The following is a 15,125-nucleotide window of genomic DNA, read 5'->3' on the forward strand; positions in this document are numbered from 1 at the left end:
ACTCACCTTTGCAAGCTTTTTATTTACTTATTTTCAATCAGTTATGCTTAAGTGAACGCGCATGGCCAAATGCTTGTTGGGATTCAGGAGCGTCGATGCCCAGAAGGCGGATCTTGTGCTGAGTAGGTGCTGCAGACGCTTGATGAACGAGAAGAGTGAGTGTGTCACCATCTGCAATGGAGGTTACTTTTCCACTTAGCTCTTTGGCTAGTAGGGTGTTGCTGAAAAAGCTAAATAGGATGGTGAAGGTGGTGAGAATGTGCTGCATGCAGGCACAAGCTGTCCATCAGTCACCGAGCTGTAAAGTGCTCAGTTAGTGGAAATGGGATGCCTACACTTTATGTGATGGAATTGGCAATTTCGGTGGGTAGTATTGGGGGAGCGCGACGGCTGATGGGAGCGACTGAGAAAGGATGGGAGTTAGATTTCGATGCGTGGTTGTGATGGCGGATGTGAATGTGCAAGTGCTCTTGTCGACTTCTGCTGATGATTTGGATGATGCGGTTGCTGTCCAGTATGGCCGCGATCTGACTCAGTATTTCATGGACCCGAGCTTCAAGGCGGCTCTTGAGGTTCGTGCGGTCGACTGGTTGCCTGTGCACCTGGCGCTGAGCTCTACCGATAGTACGGATGTGGATGAGGGCGTTTTATCCAGCGCTGCCAATTGCGCCTGATCGCACAGGGGTGAGTTTTGTCATCAGCCTGACGTCATTAGCTCTTCCTTATCGAGTGAACCGATATCGAAGAAAATTCGAATTCAAGCTCTTCCTTGGCATCAACAACATGAAGCTCAACTCCGATTGACTCAATGTTAGACAAATCAACGCCCTCGAATGCTGATAACGGAAATTTATAGCTATGTGGACCAGTGATAGCTAAGGAATGCTGCTTGAACTTCCCTGCGGAGTGCAAGGTGATCGTCAACTTGCCCTCGGGTGGTGCAGACTTCAAAGTGACACCGATGCTCTCATAATCGGCACTATTAAAATTTGCACCAAGCTTGCGCTTTTCTCCTCTATGGCCGCTGTAGGATAGAAAAGCCCATCCTCCTGAACCCTTAGCATACGTAACTATGTATGTCCCTGACTTGATGTTTAGCAAGCCGCTGATTGAGCTCCCCTTTTTGATGTTTATCGCAGCAGACCGTGAACCTCCTATGGTAGCTTTTGTATCCAAGGATGTATGAGACATAAATGCCACATAATGATTAGGAGTGGGGGCCTTAAATGAATCAGTGGTCTTCTTAGACGGCAGTGTTGCCGTAAACGTGTCAACAGGTCTATCTGCCTCCGCTGTAAGAGTCAGGTTCAACAGTCCGATTACTAGGAATGCTATGTTTCGGTTCATTTTTTAAGCTAACGTCGCAGCCCTCTCACACCTACCCGAGGGCGAGGCGTCGACTGTGGGTTAAAAGTTGAATTGTCTTGTATTGTTGCACTCCCTGTGGGGTAGGTGTTGAGAGCGACGCCTTGTTGTGCACTGTTTTTGTTTAGCTTATCCATAACACACAACTATCGATCTGTTGCCATTTATTGTCTTTTCGCTGAAACAGGTGAATGACTCCGCTCCCACTATAAATTAGGGCTTGTTGCTGTTTGCCGCTAAATCCCGCCCTACTTAGTCGATAGGCGTAGGTAGAGCCTTGAACAATAGTAATACCATATTCAGCAGCCAAGTCCTCATTGCCCAGGTGTGTCGGGATTGGGCTGTTACGTCGTTTGAAGCTATCGTAGGTGTCTCGTCTGAGTTCTGGCATCTGCTCATGCAAATAGTCCCAACACAAATCAGAATCATAATTAGATGAGCATGCGGGGGTAGGACCGTGTGGAGCTTTCCAGAAGGCTTGCCTCTTCAGACTAAAAGCATCACAGAAATCCGCGATTAACGAGTAATCCATTCTATCGAAGGTAGCCGAATATCTGTGGATAGTTCCACAGGATTTGCACTTTTCAGCTTGAGTGGTCGTCAGATCACTATGCTCCTTGTTGTCGTCGGCATGCTTTGTCGTAGCACACGATACAACTCCGAGTAGGAGGATGGATAAGGTGGCAGCTTTCATTGTTTTCACGTAAAGCACACCACACCGCTAACGGGGATGTACTGTGATTTATTGTTTACGGATAGAGGGTTGGAAATGGTGAGCGGAGCTCAACCGCGGTATGTGGTTGGGTGCACGTCTTGTTCTACGAAATTCAATTTTCAGATTTTGGGTATAATCGACTGACTTTGAGCGGTGCAATGGACATAATATGATCAACATAAAGAAGTTTTGAGTAACTCGCTGACACGCCAACGTGTATGTGAGAATCATCGTCTAATTTGTAGATGAACACTGGATGAGCCTTATTTATCTCAATACAGTCAGCTCCCAAAACATAAACAACATTCGTAATATTAGGTTCATTTTCGAGTTTCTTTTTTAGAGCTGGAAGAACTGTTTTAGTTGAGAGTTTTTTGGCCTGGGCGTCCGTATCTTTGTGAATTTCTTTAGCTAGAAGAGTACTCACAGTAAGAAATGATAAGCATATTGAGAATGGAATTAGCTTTTTCATTTTTAGTAGAACGTAAAGCACACCACACCGATGACGGGGATGTACTATGGTTTATTGTTTACGGATGGTGGATTGGAAATGGTGAGCGGAGCTCAACCGCGATAAGTGGATGGGGGCAGCGTCTTGTTCTACAAAGTTGATTCAGTAGTGCTTTGATCTACCAATCAACATTATGCCCACGAGTGTCGATGTGAGTGTATGTCCTATAATTCCCAACCCCACCTTTGAAAAAACCAGTGGAACGTAGATCCCTTGCAGTCGCCGCGACTTTACTTGGTGGCACATCTACAAATGTGACGCGAACGGCATGATTCGTTAAGTGCTGCGATCTTGAACGACCTTTGACGGCTCTGTTGTATGCTGGACTTTTGTAGGCTAACTCAAAAGGTTCGACCTCTGCACCTAATGTATCTGATAGTTTATCGATAACCTTGAGTGTTTCTGCGATATTCTTCCACAAGTGTTTTGGTGGTAGACTGTTGGAAACCTCATTCCTCACTTTGAAATGAGGTTGAAGAACCATATATGGAGTAATATTTTTTAAGCCCAGTGACTCAATATAGTTCGCATACTTTATGACGTACTGCCCCTTAGAATTCACCCATTCCTTGGGTAAATTATCTATAGGATTCGTGTTAGTTTTTTCGGCTAGGGCAATATGGCTAGAGGTAACCAAACCGATAAGAACGATGATTAGAGATTTCATTTTTAGTAGAATGCAAAGCACATCACACCGCTGACGGGCAGTGCACTTCGATTTATTGTTTATGGTTTGAAGAAGGGGAAGGGTGAGCGGAAGTCAACTGCGGTCAGCGTCTTGTTATGCAGAGGCAATTTGGTGGATTAACGAAGTTTTTTCTGTAAGCTGCGTTCACATGACATACAGAATGTGTCCTTATCAGAGTTGGAATGAAGTTCTGTTTTGTTTCTAGAAAATGTTGGATCTGCTGGATTTGGGTATTTGGCTGCGTACTTATAATAGTCATCTGATAATGTGACCCTTACTAACGGATCGAGGCTGTACCCTTCAACGGTCACAAGTGGTTCATGGTGAAGCGCGCACATCTTAACACTCTTAGTGATATATGTATGAGGGTTACCAAGAGTGTTATAATCTGGAGTACAGCCGATACAGAGTAATGTTTGAATAACGACGAGAAGTTTCAGTAACCGTGTGTAATTTAGCATAGTATGTTTCACCCTGCAGGGTGTTTGTTGCAATACGCTCCAATCCCCACAGTTAGTTAAAAACCTAATTACCACACTCAGGCTGTCAAGGCGTCCTTGCTGCTTAGTGTTTTTATTAGGAATGGTTTATGCTTAAGGTGCTGACGAAGTGGGGGAATGCTTGAGCGTCGGATATACACTCAACTGAATGAGAGTTAGCTCACCTCGATGTGTCCTTACAAACGGATAGGCTGTCTCCATGGATTTTCCATCTTTCCAGCAGTAGCCATAGTTGATGTGGACTACTTCAAATTCCAGGTGTTCATAGAGCGGAATATTGCGCTCAAGGTAGATGAAGAAACCATAGGGGCGTTTTTCCTTTGTCTCTGAAGAAGGTGTAGAGGCATTTGGCGCCAGTGAGCGTGAGTCTGAGTGGGTCGACAATCTTGGATTTATCAGCAAAGACGATCTGCAAGAGGATGCTTCTATAAGCCACCTCTCCTCCAACGCTTTTCTTAAATGCATCTAGATCCTCAGCCGTCACACCTTGATGATAACGAGCTGGCGTGTAAGTTTTAATGCTCAATTGAACATGTGTCATTTAATCGAGGCTAATCGGTAACGAAAGATGGGTGCAAAACTCCCTCCATTCAGGTAACCGGGTACTTTTTTTACAGAGGGTGGATCTATGGTTTTTTGAAGCTCGATGGCCTTCATGTCAGCGAATTTGATAGGAAAAGCAGCGAAGAGGAGGGGCTAATGATGAGACCTCATTGATTATCTAGTCTATCGACTACGATTATAAGCTTAAGGAGAAGCCTGTGCTTACTAAACAGGGGGAGACTGAAGGCCTGGTCACTTATGATGAGACTTGTGATGTGACTTTGAAAGGGGAGGTTCCTGCAGCAGGAGCCCTCGATTTGTTATGGCAGGCTGTTGGTTAATAGTTAGCCGATCGTCAGCATGATTTTGAGACAAACAACACAACAAAGATTACTGTGAGAAGCACAGCAAGGTACCAGAGGAACAAAGGTTTTATCATGGCACTCCCTACAGGATTCGAACCTGTGACCCACGGATTAGAAATCCGTTGCTCTATCCAGCTGAGCTAAGGGAGCACTGTGATAAAATTTATTGGCAGATTTGGTTGGTTACCGAATCGGCGGCGCGTTGATAGCTGTAGGTATGGGGCTTGGCAAGCTGAAACTTGTATGGAGCTCCAGTCTGAGAGCCATCCCGATGGCTATTACTGGCTGATCTCAGGTTTGAGATCTCGGGTGAGTAATTCAACGAGAGCTTCTTGCGCGGGTTTTTCTTCGTAGAGGATCTGGTACACGGCATTGATGATAGGGGTTTCAATATCGTGTTTTCTTGCAGCCTCGTAGATAGAGAGTGTGTTGGGAACGCCTTCTGCGACCATTCCGAGTCGCTCAGTAACTTCTTCGAGGGTTTCACCCGAGCCAAGAGCTTTACCTACGCGGTTATTGCGTGAGTGGGATGAGTAACAAGTGACCATGAGATCACCAATTCCCGAGAGGCCGGAGAATGTTTCTGGGCGGCCACCCAGGGCGATGCCAAGGCGCGTCATTTCGGCAAGTCCACGGGTGACGAGAGCCGCGATGGCGTTATCGCCGAGTCCAATTCCTGAGATGATACCTGCTGCAATGGCGAAGACATTTTTCAGGGCACCGCCGAGTTCTATGCCTGCGACATCATCGCTGGTGTATGTGCGGAAGTAGCTTGTGGTGAAGACGGTTTGGAGTGAGGCGGCGAGTTCTAGATTTTGTGAACCGACTACCGCGGCGGAGGCGAGGTGGGCGGAAACTTCCTCGGCATGAGTGGGGCCAGAATGGACAGCGATTGGGTTATTGGGGAGGAGTTCGCTGATGATTTCACTCATGCGGATGCCGCTGCCACGTTCGATGCCCTTCGAGCATGAAACGAGTGGGGTTGTGGCGGGGATGCCAATAGTGGCGAGTTCAGTGGCTGCTTCTCGGGTAGCAGAAGTAGGCAGGACGAAGAGGATGAGTGCTGCGTCTTTGGTTTCTTGGTAGACGACTGAGGCCGCAATATTTTTGGGAAGCTGGACGCGGGGTAGGTAGTTGTTGTTAGTGTGAAAGCTATTAATTTCAGCACACTGCTCTGGGCAACGGCCGATGAGCGTGACTTTGTCGAAAAATTCTGAGAGCACCATTCCGAGGGCTGTGCCCCATGAGCCGGCGCCGAGTACAACGGCATGTTGTGAGGAATTAAATAGCATGGTTAGGATTTTTTACTTTTGGGAGTGAAACGGTTTTCAGTGCCGTTGAGGAGTTTGACGATATTGCTGCGGTGTTTCCAAACCGCCATGGCACCAATGAAGATGGAGAAAAAGAAGAGTGGTTTGTTCCAGGTGCCATTTTCAATTTTGCCATGGTGCCAGGAACCAAAGAGGACAGTTAGAGGGAGGGCGAGTGAGACAGCAATGCTGGCGACGGAAACGTAGCGAGTGGTGAAAAATAGGATGCACCAAAGAACGATAAGGACCGGGATGGCAAATGGTGCGAATGCGGTGAATACCCCCGCTGAGGTGGCAATTCCTTTACCACCTTTGAAGCCGACCCAAGGTGAGTAATTGTGGCCCAAGATAGCGCAGAGTCCGGTGACGAGCTGGAGGGATTGGGCTGTGGTGCGATCATCCAGAGTAGTGGCCCAGTTGCTGAGTGAGCTGATGACCATGGTTTGATCTTGGCCCGAGTATTGGATAAGGGATATGCCTAACAAGCTTGGGACGAGCCCTTTAAAAAAGTCTAAGATGAAGCAAGTGATGCCATATTTTTTTCCAACGACACGGAGGACGTTAGTGGCGCCGATGTTGCCGGAACCGTGCTCGCGAATATTGATGCCTTGTGACTTGGCGATCAGGAGTCCGAAGGGGATCGAACCAAGTAAGAAAGCGACGATAGGTGGTATCCAAATAGGCATTGCGCGGCACAGTCTAGGAGAGCTTGGGCAAATGTCATTTCTTTTTAGCTAATAAATGCAGGGATGGGGCATAAAAAAAGCACCGCTTTGTTGCGGTGCTTTGGGGGGTGTTCTGAGATTACTTTTTCTTCTCTTTTCTGGGGTAGCGTTTATCGAGCTCTTGGTTCCAGTCAGCGATGCGCTGGGATTGCATGCGGTAGAGGTCGTCACAATTATCGAGGATGGTGATGGAGATGATTTTATTACCAACGCCATTGGTTTTCCAGCCTGGGCCGGAGAGCTTGCCGGTGATTTTATCGACGACATTTTGGCCTTTAGTGACTTCGCCGAAGACGGTGTGTCGGTTATTGAGGTGGGGTGTAGCCTGGTGGGTGATGAAGAACTGGGAGCCATTGGTGCCAGGTCCAGCATTTGCCATGGAGAGAATGCCTGCTTTTGAATGCTTGAGCTTGGGGTGGAATTCATCTTCAAAGCGATAGCCTGGGCCGCCGCGGCCAGTTTCGGTTGGGTCGCCTCCCTGGACCATAAAGTTAGGGATAACGCGGTGGAATTTCACACCATCGTAGTATCCGCGGTTGGCAAGGTTGAGGAAGTTTGCGGCAGTGACTGGGGTTTTTGAAGCAAAGATGGTGGCTTCAATATCACCGACATCAGTTTTGATTATAATGCGTACGTCTTTTTTCGGAGCTTTTTCTGTTTGCTGACCACAGGCGGTCATGAAGCTGCAGAGAGTAGCGAGCAATGTCAGGGCAATTCTTTTCATCGGGTGGACAAATAACCGAAGCTAGGCTTTGCTGCAAGCATACAGAGTGAGTGAAGGAGAAACAGACGAGCGCAAGCTTATCCATATCGACATGGATTGCTTTTATGCTGCGATTGAACAACGCGAGCAGCCTGAGTTGCGTGGAAAGCCCATCGGTGTGGGTGGTGCTGGCCGGCGTGGAGTTTTATGTACTGCGAGCTACGAGGCGCGGCAATTTGGTGTGCGCTCTGCGATGCCGGGTTTCAAGGCGCTTGAGCTGTGCCCACAGATCGTACTCGTACCGGTGCGTTTCGAGCTTTACCAAGCGGTGTCGGCGCAGGTCAGGGCAATTTTTGGCCGTTTCACAGATCTGATTGAACCTCTTTCTCTAGATGAAGCGTATTTGGATGTGAGTCACTGGAGGAGTGATCCAGCAGCGATTGCGCGTGAGATCAGAGCGCAGATTTATGAAGAGACTCAGCTGAGGGCATCGGCGGGGATCGCGCCTAACAAGTTGATCGCAAAGGTGGCGAGTGATTTAAACAAGCCGAATGGGCAATATGTGGTTCGCCCTGACGAGGTGCCAGAGTTTATGAAGCAGCTGCCAGTGTCAAAGTTGTGGGGAGTGGGTAAGAAGATGCAGGCCAAATTTTCAGCTCAGGGGGTGGAGACCTGTGGGGACTTACAGCGCTATGATAAGATAGCTATGGCACAGCGTTATGGAAAGTGGGGGGTGGAGTTGTATGAGCTTTGTCGTGGAATTGATTCGCGTGCGGTGAAAGTGCACCGAATGCGAAAGTCGATTAGCAAAGAAACGACTTTTCGGGAAGATGTAGTTGGCGTGCTATCACTAGTCCCCACCTTACGATCCATGTTAGAGGAAGTGGGGGAGAGTTATCAAAGTCGCTATACCGATCGCGAGATTAAGAGTGTGGTGGTGAAATTGAAATTTGCGGATTTCACACAAACAACGATTGAGAAAGGGAGTGGAGATGTCGATATAGCCTTAGCGGAGCAGCTTTTGCATGATGGTTATGCGCGAGGAAAGGGCAAGGCCGTCCGCTTGTTAGGTGTGGGGGTGCGTCTCGCTGATGAGGAGGATGAGAAGCAGTTAGAGATGTTTTAGGCGAGCTTGCTAAGATCCTGTGTGGAGAATCGAGCGGATTGTCTGGAGTTCTTGATCGCTGAATGAGAGGTTTTCTAGGCAGGCGAGATTTTCCTGAAGTTGTCTCACACTGCTGGCACCGATGAGTGTGGAAGTGACTGTGGGATTAGCCAGAGTCCAAGCGAGGGCCATTTGGGCGAGTGTTTGTCCACGTTGTTCGGCGATGGGGGCGAGTTGTCGTACGATGGCGATATTTTTCTCCACTTCAGCTTGTTGGAGGTAACCATGTTCTTTACCTGCTCGGGAATTTTCGGGGATGCCTTCTAGGTAGCGGTTTGTGAGTTGGCCTTGGGCCAGTGGGGAGAAGGTGATGCAGCCAACGCCGTGGGTGTCGAGGGCTTCAGTGAGTCCATTTTCAATCCAGCGGTCTAACATCGAGTAGCGAGGTTGATGGATAATGCAGGGGGTGTTGAGTTCTTTAAGGAGCTTAAAGGCTTCAACGGCTTTATCGGCTGGGTAGTTGGAGATGCCTGCGTAGAGTGCTTTCCCTTGTTGGACGGCGCTGGCGAGTGCTCCCATTGATTCTTCTAGTGGAGTATCTGGATCTGGGCGGTGGTGGTAGAAGATGTCCACGTAGTCGAGCTGCATTCTCTCGAGTGATTGGTCGAGGGAGTTTAGGATATACTTACGCGATCCCCAATCTCCGTAGGGGCCATCCCACATGAGGTATCCAGCCTTTGTGGAGATTACAAGTTCGTGACGGTGAGGTTTGAGGTCGTCTCGGTAGAATTTGCCGAAATTGGTTTCTGCGGAGCCTGGAGGTGGGCCGTAGTTGTTGGCTAGATCAAAGTGGGTGATTCCTGAGTCGAATGCGTGTCGAACAATGGCTTGTGCCATGTCGCGGCTATCTACCTTACCGAAGTTGTGCCACAAACCGAGTGAGATGGCGGGGAGTTTGAGTCCACTGTTTCCGCAACGTTTGTATGGCATGCGGCCGTCATATCTATCTGGGTTTGCTTTGAATGCTCCGTACATTAATTGAGAGTTTAGAGTGGTGCTTGGGTGCTGGCAACCATCGCTTTGCCTTGATTTTAGTCGGTGGAGTGATCGGCGGATGTGTTAGCGTCACTTTTACATCATAGTAGGATTTTGTGATAAAAACAATTGTGTTCAAGTAGTTGCTATGATATAAGCTTTTTAAATCAGAGAAATGCCCTCGAAAGGGGCGAAAAATTTAAGATAATAAGAAAATGCAAAAGATGACAATCAAGCTGCAGGAAGCATTGCAGCAGGCACAGCAGACGGCGACTCGGTCATCCCATCCCGAGTTGAAAGCGACCCACGTATTACTGGAGCTTCTTCAGCAAGATGGGGGTATTGTGACGCCTATTTTAGAATCGGCGGGCATTGATATTGTACGATTGAAAGCGAGTGTGGTGTCGAGTTTAGCGGGGGAGACGAGTGTGAAGGGGGGGAATACCCAGCCACAGGCGAGTTATGGTTTGAGGTCTACCTTGGATGAGGCCGATCGTGCGAGAGAGAAAATGGGGGATGACTACCTGAGTGTGGAACATTTTTTGATTGGGGCGCTGCAGTCTGGGAGTCCGGCTGGGAAGTTATTGAGTGAGTCAGGTTTAGATCTGGAGAAGCTGGAGTTGGCACTCAAATCGGTACGTGGTAATCAGCGTGTGACGGACGAAGATCCGGAAGGTAAGTACCAGGCGTTAGAGAAGTATGGCACGGATCTGACTGCGCGTGCGCGCTCTGGGAAGATTGACCCAGTGATTGGTCGAGACGATGAAATTCGCCGTGTGATGCAGGTATTGAGTCGTAGGACCAAGAATAACCCTGTTTTGATTGGTGAGCCTGGTGTCGGTAAGACTGCTATCGTAGAAGGTTTAGCTCGGAGGATTGTGAGTGGAGATGTACCCAGTTCGATGCAAGGGAAACGATTAATTTCGTTAGACATTGGGTCGATGATTGCGGGGGCGAAATACCGTGGTGAGTTCGAAGATCGTTTGAAGGCTTTTTTGAAGGAAGTAAGTGAGTCAGAGGGTGAGATAATTCTCTTTATTGACGAGCTGCACACGATTGTTGGTGCTGGTGCAAGTGAGGGTGCTGTGGATGCCTCTAACTTGTTGAAGCCTCAACTTGCCCGTGGTGAGTTGCGTACGATTGGGGCGACGACACTCGATGAATACCGTAAGTATATTGAAAAAGATGCAGCACTTGAGAGGCGTTTCCAGCCGGTAAATGTTGGGGAGCCTAGTGTCGAGGATACGATTGCGATATTGCGGGGTCTTAAAGAGCGGTATGAAGTGCACCATGGGGTGCGCATTCAGGACAGTGCTATTGTGGCAGCAGCGTCTTTAAGTGATCGCTACATTTCAGATCGTTTCTTACCTGATAAGGCGGTGGACCTGGTTGATGAGGCGGCATCGCGTCTCAAGATAGAGCTCGATTCTGTGCCTACTGAGATTGACCAGATGGAGCGTCAGGTGATGCAGTTAGAAATGGAGCGTCAGGCGCTCGAAAAAGAGTCTGACCCAGCGTCTGCGAAGCGTTTGGAGAAAGTGAAAGAGGAAATGGCCAATATCAAGGAGAATTCAGACGGACTGATGGCTCAGTGGCGCAATGAGAAAGAGGTGATTGAGGTAGTGAATGGTGCGCAGGAGCGCATAGAATCTCTCAAGACTGAAGCCGAGCAAGCAAAGCGTGAGGGTGATCTCAGTCGTGCTTCAGAGATTACCTATGGTCAGATTCCTGAAGCAGAGAGGCAGGCTGAGGAAGCGAAGTTGAAGTTAGATGAAATTCAAAAGGCTGGTCGCATTCTCAATGAAGAGGTCAGTGAAGAGGATATAGCACGTGTGGTAGCGAGCTGGACGGGTATACCTGTGAGTCGTCTTCAAGAAGGTGAGCGTTCGAAGCTTGTGAAGATGGAGGAGCGGCTTGGCGAGCGTGTCATTGGCCAGCGGCAAGCCATTGATGCGGTGTCGAATGCGGTGCGGCGAGCACGTGCAGGCTTACAGGATGAGGATCGCCCGATTGGTTCCTTCTTATTTTTAGGGCCTACGGGTGTGGGTAAGACTGAGCTGTCGAAGGCTTTGGCTGAGTTTCTGTTCGATGATGAAGGAGCGATGGTGCGCATTGATATGTCTGAGTACATGGAGAAACACGCGGTCTCACGTCTGATTGGTGCACCTCCTGGATATGTTGGTTATGATGAAGGTGGGCAGCTGAGTGAGCACGTACGTCGCAAGCCATACAGTGTGGTGTTATTTGATGAAGTCGAGAAGGCGCACCCGGATGTCTTTAACGTGCTCCTTCAAGTGTTAGATGATGGGCGTATCACTGATGGTCAGGGGCGTACTGTGGATTTCCGCAACACGGTTTTGATTATGACTTCCAACATTGGCAGCCAGTACATCATGGATGAAAGCAATGCTGAACAACGAGAGGCCAAAGTCAACGAGGCTCTACGTGCTCATTTCCGTCCCGAGTTCCTCAACAGGATTGATGAGACGATTATATTTGATCGCCTAGATAAGGAGGAGTTGGGAAGCATCATTGGTCTTCAACTCGACAGGGTGAGTGCACGTCTTGCTCAACAAGGGTTGACGCTCAAGCTCGACGATGAGGTGAGGGATTATATTGCTGAGCAGGGGTATGATCCGACCTATGGGGCAAGGCCGTTGAAGCGTGCGATTCAACGCTATTTGTTAGACCCGCTGAGTTTGGATGTTCTAGATGGAAAATTCGTCGAAGGGGATACGATAGAGGCGCAATTGGAAGACCATCAGAGAGTGGTTTTTGAGAAGGCCTGATGCGACTGAGGAAATTTCGCATTTGAAGTTCATCGGTCTAAAGCAAACGCCCGAGTTGGAGGGTCCAGCTCGGGCGTTTTATTGTGATGGTTATGTGTGTATTACTGTTCGGGCGAGGTATTTTTTTGTTCGTTGCCGTAATAGCTTTTGATGTAGCCGAACTCGGTCATTGTGTCTTCCCAGGAGGCAATTGTTTGAGCGCTACCTGAATAGACTCTGCGACCTTTGTTAAGGTACTCGAGTCCTTTATCTTTGTTGTCGAGCGAGTACTGGAGGGCTGCGTTTGCGTAGTAATAGTAGGGGGAGTCGTCACGGAAATCGTAGAGCGCAGCTAATTCTTTGGCTTTTTTAGCATGTTGTTGGCGCTGATCGGCGCTGAGAGATTCATCTTTCGAGAGGCCGATGTGGGAGAGCATGATTTTGAACTCCACGAGTCGCTTCATCTGCATTGCTTTTTCAGGAGCAAGTGAGAGGGCTTCAGTGAAGATTTCTAAGGATTTTTTCCAATCTCCTGAGACGAAAGCGACTTCACCGATGTTGAAGACGACATTGAGTGAGGGGCCGGTGATTTCTTTTGATAGGATGAATTGCTCCATGGCTTTGGGGAAATCTCTCAATTCGACATAGCAGGCCCCACGAAGGTTGATGACTTGTGGGTCGTCAGGGAAGATTTCGTTCAACTCACGGGTGGCTTCGAGGGCTTCAAAGATTCTTTTATTTTGGAAGAGCACGCCAGCTTCATTGCGCTTTTTGAGGAACTCGACGCGTGTTTCTTCGGGAAGGTTACTGAAGGCGTTGATTGCTTTTTTATAGCGTTCTGTAGGTTCGTTCGCTTTTTTAGGAGCCGCGGTGTCAGCAGGCTTGGCTTCTTGAGCCATAAGTTGTGGGCTGAGCAGAGCTAGTGAGGTGATGAGGGCGAGTTTTTTCATTTCCATAGTTATCCTTTCATGAAATTAAATACGACCACTTAGGTTTAGCAAGTGGCTACTTGAGGAAGTGGTGATTTTCTTTTAATGTTTCAGCGACTGCTGGGTGGAGCCAGGGGGTAGTTTTGCCTGTAGAGAGTTGCTGGCGGATTTGTGTGGCTGAAGCTGGGTGTTGGATGAGATTGAGTGTGTGGCAGGTAAAGCCAGTGATGGGGGAAGGAGGTGTTGTTCTTGAGTAGACAATGACTTCTAACAATTCGGCAAATTCGGTGGCGTTTTTCCAACGCGGTAGGGCTTGCCATTGGTCGGTACCCATCAGCCAATAGAGTTTGGCATTTGGGTAGAGGTTGTGGAAGTGCTGGGCGGTGCGGAAGGAATAGGATGGCGGCGGGGCGATGAGGTCGTAGTCACTGACTTCAGCCCAAGGTAGGGCATTGGTCGCGAGGTGGCACAGGTGGAGGCGGGTGTCATCGCTGAGGCTATTTTGCTTCGACTTATGAGGGGACTGGCGGCACGGGAGGAAGATGACTTTATCGAGATTGAGGCGTTTTTTTGCTTGTTGAGCGATATAGGTATGGCCCAGGTGAATTGGGTCAAAGGTGCCACCGAAGAGGCAGATTTTTGGTTGCGGCTGAGTCATGGCTGGGTACCGTTGCGGCATGCAATTTTTTAGCTGCTTTCTGACATCGCTCAAGCTTGGACTGACGTCGTTTGGTGGGCCGGTCGCACATTTGGGTTATTTCAGAGATACTTATGTGGTGAAGAAAGGATGGGTGAGTGAGGAGCGGTTTGCAGAGTTGTTGGCGCTTTGTCAGTTTTTACCGGGGCCGGCGAGCAGTCAGTTTGGGGCTGCGATTGGCTATGATAAAGGTGGATGGTTAGGGGCTTTAGGTTCATGGATTGGTTTTACGCTACCCTCTGCAATCTTAATGATATTGTTGGCTGTGGGCTTACAGCCGATTTCAGAAGCATTGGGAACGGGTTGGATTCAGGGTTTGAAATTAGCAGCAGTGGCGATAGTGGCCTTGGCGGTGCTGGGGATGAAAAAGAAGCTATGTACTCTACCGGCACATTATGCGGTGGCAGTGGTGGCCTTGTTGATTTTGGTATTTACGAGTCAGGCGTGGATACAGCCTATGGTCATTCTATTAGGGGGGATAGTCGGGGCGTTATTCTTTGCTGATTATAAAGATTATCAGAAGGAAAAGAATCAGGTGAAAAGGAAGTGGCCGGTGGTCAGTGTGCTGGGCATCGGTTTGTTTATCGCTGGGGTGTGTGCGATTCCTTGGTTGTCACGGATTGGGGCTGGGGCCGAAGCTACCGCTGGCTTGTTACGGGCTGGGGCATTAGTTTTTGGAGGTGGTCACGTGGTGCTGCCCTTGTTGGAGTCTAGTTATGTCGGTGGTGGTTTGATGGACCAGGACACTTTCTTGGCAGGTTATGGGGCAGCGCAGGCAGTTCCAGGACCGATGTTTACCTTGGCTTCCTACTTGGGGAGTGCGGTCCAGATTGGTGGCAATGCATGGTTAGGCGGGCTCATTGGGACGGTGGCAATCTTCGCGCCGGGAATGTTTTTATTAGCTTTTGGCATTCCGTTGTGGAATTGGCTGAAGGCAATGCCTAGGGCCAAAGGAGCTGTGGTGGGGGCGAATGCTGCTGTGGTTGGTTTGCTCGGAGCAGCCTTGATTCACATGTTTGGTTATGTGGTAGATGCTGATCCCAAGCGATGTGCCATCAACATTGCTGTGGTCTTGGCATTGTTCCTTTTGCATGGGTTTCGCAAAATGCCCGCCTGGATGGCAGTATTGAGTGCGGGTGTGTTAGGTGGATTTATTTTTTAATGTA

Annotated in this window: 17 protein-coding genes and 1 tRNA gene; 5 read left to right on the forward strand and 13 right to left on the reverse strand. The window is 48.8% G+C overall.

Annotated features, from left to right (window positions below; translation table 11 throughout):
* Positions 1-37 precede the first annotated feature (37 nt).
* The gene (locus ACFSW8_RS04260; RefSeq protein WP_377090232.1) at positions 38-268 is read right to left on the reverse strand and encodes a thermonuclease family protein; all 231 of its coding nucleotides are present in this window, start codon (positions 266-268) and stop codon (positions 38-40) included.
* A 175-nt stretch (positions 269-443) separates the two neighbouring features.
* On the opposite strand from ACFSW8_RS04260, the gene ACFSW8_RS04265 reads away from it, so the two are divergent.
* The gene (locus tag ACFSW8_RS04265; RefSeq protein ID WP_377177546.1) at positions 444-674 is read left to right on the forward strand and encodes a hypothetical protein; all 231 of its coding nucleotides are present in this window, start codon (positions 444-446) and stop codon (positions 672-674) included.
* Positions 675-711: 37 nt separating this feature from the next.
* Here ACFSW8_RS04265 and ACFSW8_RS04270 read toward each other — a convergent pair whose 3' ends face one another.
* The 5 genes from ACFSW8_RS04270 to ACFSW8_RS04290 all read right to left on the reverse strand — a co-directional run bounded on the left by ACFSW8_RS04270 (position 712) and on the right by ACFSW8_RS04290 (position 4,320).
* Positions 712-1,347 (reverse strand): hypothetical protein, encoded by a 636-nt coding sequence (locus ACFSW8_RS04270; RefSeq protein ID WP_377177548.1) that lies wholly within the window; start codon positions 1,345-1,347, stop codon positions 712-714.
* A gap of 142 nt (positions 1,348-1,489) precedes the next feature.
* Complete coding sequence (locus ACFSW8_RS04275; RefSeq protein ID WP_377177549.1) at positions 1,490-2,059, reverse strand: hypothetical protein; 570 nt, start codon at positions 2,057-2,059, stop codon at positions 1,490-1,492.
* 133 nt (positions 2,060-2,192) lie between these two features.
* A complete protein-coding gene (locus ACFSW8_RS04280) occupies positions 2,193-2,507 on the reverse strand; it encodes a hypothetical protein (RefSeq protein WP_377177550.1) in 315 nt (104 codons plus the stop codon).
* Positions 2,508-2,709: 202 nt separating this feature from the next.
* Positions 2,710-3,258: a D-Ala-D-Ala carboxypeptidase family metallohydrolase gene (locus ACFSW8_RS04285; protein WP_377090240.1), complete on the reverse strand. Its 549-nt coding sequence runs from the start codon at positions 3,256-3,258 to the stop codon at positions 2,710-2,712.
* 804 nt (positions 3,259-4,062) lie between these two features.
* Positions 4,063-4,320 carry a hypothetical protein gene (locus ACFSW8_RS04290; protein ID WP_377090243.1) on the reverse strand — a complete coding sequence of 86 codons (258 nt, stop codon included), beginning with the start codon at positions 4,318-4,320 and terminating at the stop codon, positions 4,063-4,065.
* A gap of 220 nt (positions 4,321-4,540) precedes the next feature.
* Here ACFSW8_RS04290 and ACFSW8_RS04295 point away from each other — a divergent pair, with 220 nt between their 5' ends.
* On the forward strand, positions 4,541-4,663 hold the full coding sequence (locus ACFSW8_RS04295) for a hypothetical protein (protein ID WP_377090244.1): 123 nt from the start codon (positions 4,541-4,543) through the stop codon (positions 4,661-4,663).
* Between the two features lie 97 nt (positions 4,664-4,760).
* Here ACFSW8_RS04295 and ACFSW8_RS04300 read toward each other — a convergent pair.
* From ACFSW8_RS04300 to ACFSW8_RS04315, 4 genes are all read right to left on the reverse strand, one after another.
* Positions 4,761-4,837 (reverse strand) — tRNA-Arg (locus ACFSW8_RS04300).
* Between the two features lie 128 nt (positions 4,838-4,965).
* A complete protein-coding gene (locus tag ACFSW8_RS04305; protein WP_377090246.1) occupies positions 4,966-5,979 on the reverse strand; it encodes an NAD(P)H-dependent glycerol-3-phosphate dehydrogenase in 1,014 nt (337 codons plus the stop codon).
* 2 nt (positions 5,980-5,981) lie between these two features.
* Positions 5,982-6,683 carry a glycerol-3-phosphate 1-O-acyltransferase PlsY gene (gene plsY / locus ACFSW8_RS04310; protein WP_377090248.1) on the reverse strand — a complete coding sequence of 234 codons (702 nt, stop codon included), beginning with the start codon at positions 6,681-6,683 and terminating at the stop codon, positions 5,982-5,984.
* A 118-nt stretch (positions 6,684-6,801) separates the two neighbouring features.
* Positions 6,802-7,446 carry a peptidylprolyl isomerase gene (locus tag ACFSW8_RS04315; protein WP_377090249.1) on the reverse strand — a complete coding sequence of 215 codons (645 nt, stop codon included), beginning with the start codon at positions 7,444-7,446 and terminating at the stop codon, positions 6,802-6,804.
* A gap of 46 nt (positions 7,447-7,492) precedes the next feature.
* Here ACFSW8_RS04315 and dinB point away from each other — a divergent pair, with 46 nt between their 5' ends.
* Positions 7,493-8,551: a DNA polymerase IV gene (dinB, locus tag ACFSW8_RS04320; RefSeq protein WP_377177551.1), complete on the forward strand. Its 1,059-nt coding sequence runs from the start codon at positions 7,493-7,495 to the stop codon at positions 8,549-8,551.
* A 9-nt stretch (positions 8,552-8,560) separates the two neighbouring features.
* On the opposite strand, the gene ACFSW8_RS04325 is transcribed toward dinB, so the two are convergent.
* The gene (locus ACFSW8_RS04325) at positions 8,561-9,520 is read right to left on the reverse strand and encodes an aldo/keto reductase (RefSeq protein WP_377177552.1); all 960 of its coding nucleotides are present in this window, start codon (positions 9,518-9,520) and stop codon (positions 8,561-8,563) included.
* A 260-nt stretch (positions 9,521-9,780) separates the two neighbouring features.
* Here ACFSW8_RS04325 and clpB point away from each other — a divergent pair, with 260 nt between their 5' ends.
* Positions 9,781-12,354: an ATP-dependent chaperone ClpB gene (gene clpB, locus ACFSW8_RS04330; protein ID WP_377090256.1), complete on the forward strand. Its 2,574-nt coding sequence runs from the start codon at positions 9,781-9,783 to the stop codon at positions 12,352-12,354.
* A 101-nt stretch (positions 12,355-12,455) separates the two neighbouring features.
* On the opposite strand, the gene ACFSW8_RS04335 is transcribed toward clpB, so the two are convergent.
* Both ACFSW8_RS04335 and nadD read right to left on the reverse strand, forming a co-directional pair.
* The gene (locus ACFSW8_RS04335) at positions 12,456-13,289 is read right to left on the reverse strand and encodes a tetratricopeptide repeat protein (protein ID WP_377090258.1); all 834 of its coding nucleotides are present in this window, start codon (positions 13,287-13,289) and stop codon (positions 12,456-12,458) included.
* Between the two features lie 49 nt (positions 13,290-13,338).
* Positions 13,339-13,920 (reverse strand): nicotinate (nicotinamide) nucleotide adenylyltransferase, encoded by a 582-nt coding sequence (gene nadD, locus ACFSW8_RS04340; RefSeq protein ID WP_377177553.1) that lies wholly within the window; start codon positions 13,918-13,920, stop codon positions 13,339-13,341.
* Between the two features lie 19 nt (positions 13,921-13,939).
* Here nadD and chrA point away from each other — a divergent pair, with 19 nt between their 5' ends.
* Complete coding sequence (gene chrA, locus ACFSW8_RS04345; RefSeq protein ID WP_377177554.1) at positions 13,940-15,121, forward strand: chromate efflux transporter; 1,182 nt, start codon at positions 13,940-13,942, stop codon at positions 15,119-15,121.
* Positions 15,122-15,125 lie beyond the last annotated feature (4 nt).

Origin of the sequence: Rubritalea tangerina (assembly GCF_042683245.1) — a bacterium.
In the GTDB taxonomy this organism is placed as follows: domain Bacteria; phylum Verrucomicrobiota; class Verrucomicrobiia; order Verrucomicrobiales; family Akkermansiaceae; genus Rubritalea; species Rubritalea tangerina.

What these genes read in the sequence shown, in the direction of transcription:
- ACFSW8_RS04260 (WP_377090232.1), bottom strand. Translation starts at nt 268, where the DNA reads ATGCAGCACATTCTCACCACCTTCACCATCCTATTTAGCTTTTTCAGC.
- ACFSW8_RS04265 (WP_377177546.1), top strand. Translation starts at nt 444, where the DNA reads ATGGCGGATGTGAATGTGCAAGTGCTCTTGTCGACTTCTGCTGATGAT.
- ACFSW8_RS04270 (WP_377177548.1), bottom strand. Translation starts at nt 1,347, where the DNA reads ATGAACCGAAACATAGCATTCCTAGTAATCGGACTGTTGAACCTGACT.
- ACFSW8_RS04275 (WP_377177549.1), bottom strand. Translation starts at nt 2,059, where the DNA reads ATGAAAGCTGCCACCTTATCCATCCTCCTACTCGGAGTTGTATCGTGT.
- ACFSW8_RS04285 (WP_377090240.1), bottom strand. Translation starts at nt 3,258, where the DNA reads ATGAAATCTCTAATCATCGTTCTTATCGGTTTGGTTACCTCTAGCCAT.
- ACFSW8_RS04290 (WP_377090243.1), bottom strand. Translation starts at nt 4,320, where the DNA reads ATGACACATGTTCAATTGAGCATTAAAACTTACACGCCAGCTCGTTAT.
- ACFSW8_RS04305 (WP_377090246.1), bottom strand. Translation starts at nt 5,979, where the DNA reads ATGCTATTTAATTCCTCACAACATGCCGTTGTACTCGGCGCCGGCTCA.
- plsY (WP_377090248.1), bottom strand. Translation starts at nt 6,683, where the DNA reads ATGCCTATTTGGATACCACCTATCGTCGCTTTCTTACTTGGTTCGATC.
- ACFSW8_RS04315 (WP_377090249.1), bottom strand. Translation starts at nt 7,446, where the DNA reads ATGAAAAGAATTGCCCTGACATTGCTCGCTACTCTCTGCAGCTTCATG.
- ACFSW8_RS04325 (WP_377177552.1), bottom strand. Translation starts at nt 9,520, where the DNA reads ATGCCATACAAACGTTGCGGAAACAGTGGACTCAAACTCCCCGCCATC.
- clpB (WP_377090256.1), top strand. Translation starts at nt 9,781, where the DNA reads ATGCAAAAGATGACAATCAAGCTGCAGGAAGCATTGCAGCAGGCACAG.
- ACFSW8_RS04335 (WP_377090258.1), bottom strand. Translation starts at nt 13,289, where the DNA reads ATGGAAATGAAAAAACTCGCCCTCATCACCTCACTAGCTCTGCTCAGC.
- nadD (WP_377177553.1), bottom strand. Translation starts at nt 13,920, where the DNA reads ATGACTCAGCCGCAACCAAAAATCTGCCTCTTCGGTGGCACCTTTGAC.
- chrA (WP_377177554.1), top strand. Translation starts at nt 13,940, where the DNA reads ATGCAATTTTTTAGCTGCTTTCTGACATCGCTCAAGCTTGGACTGACG.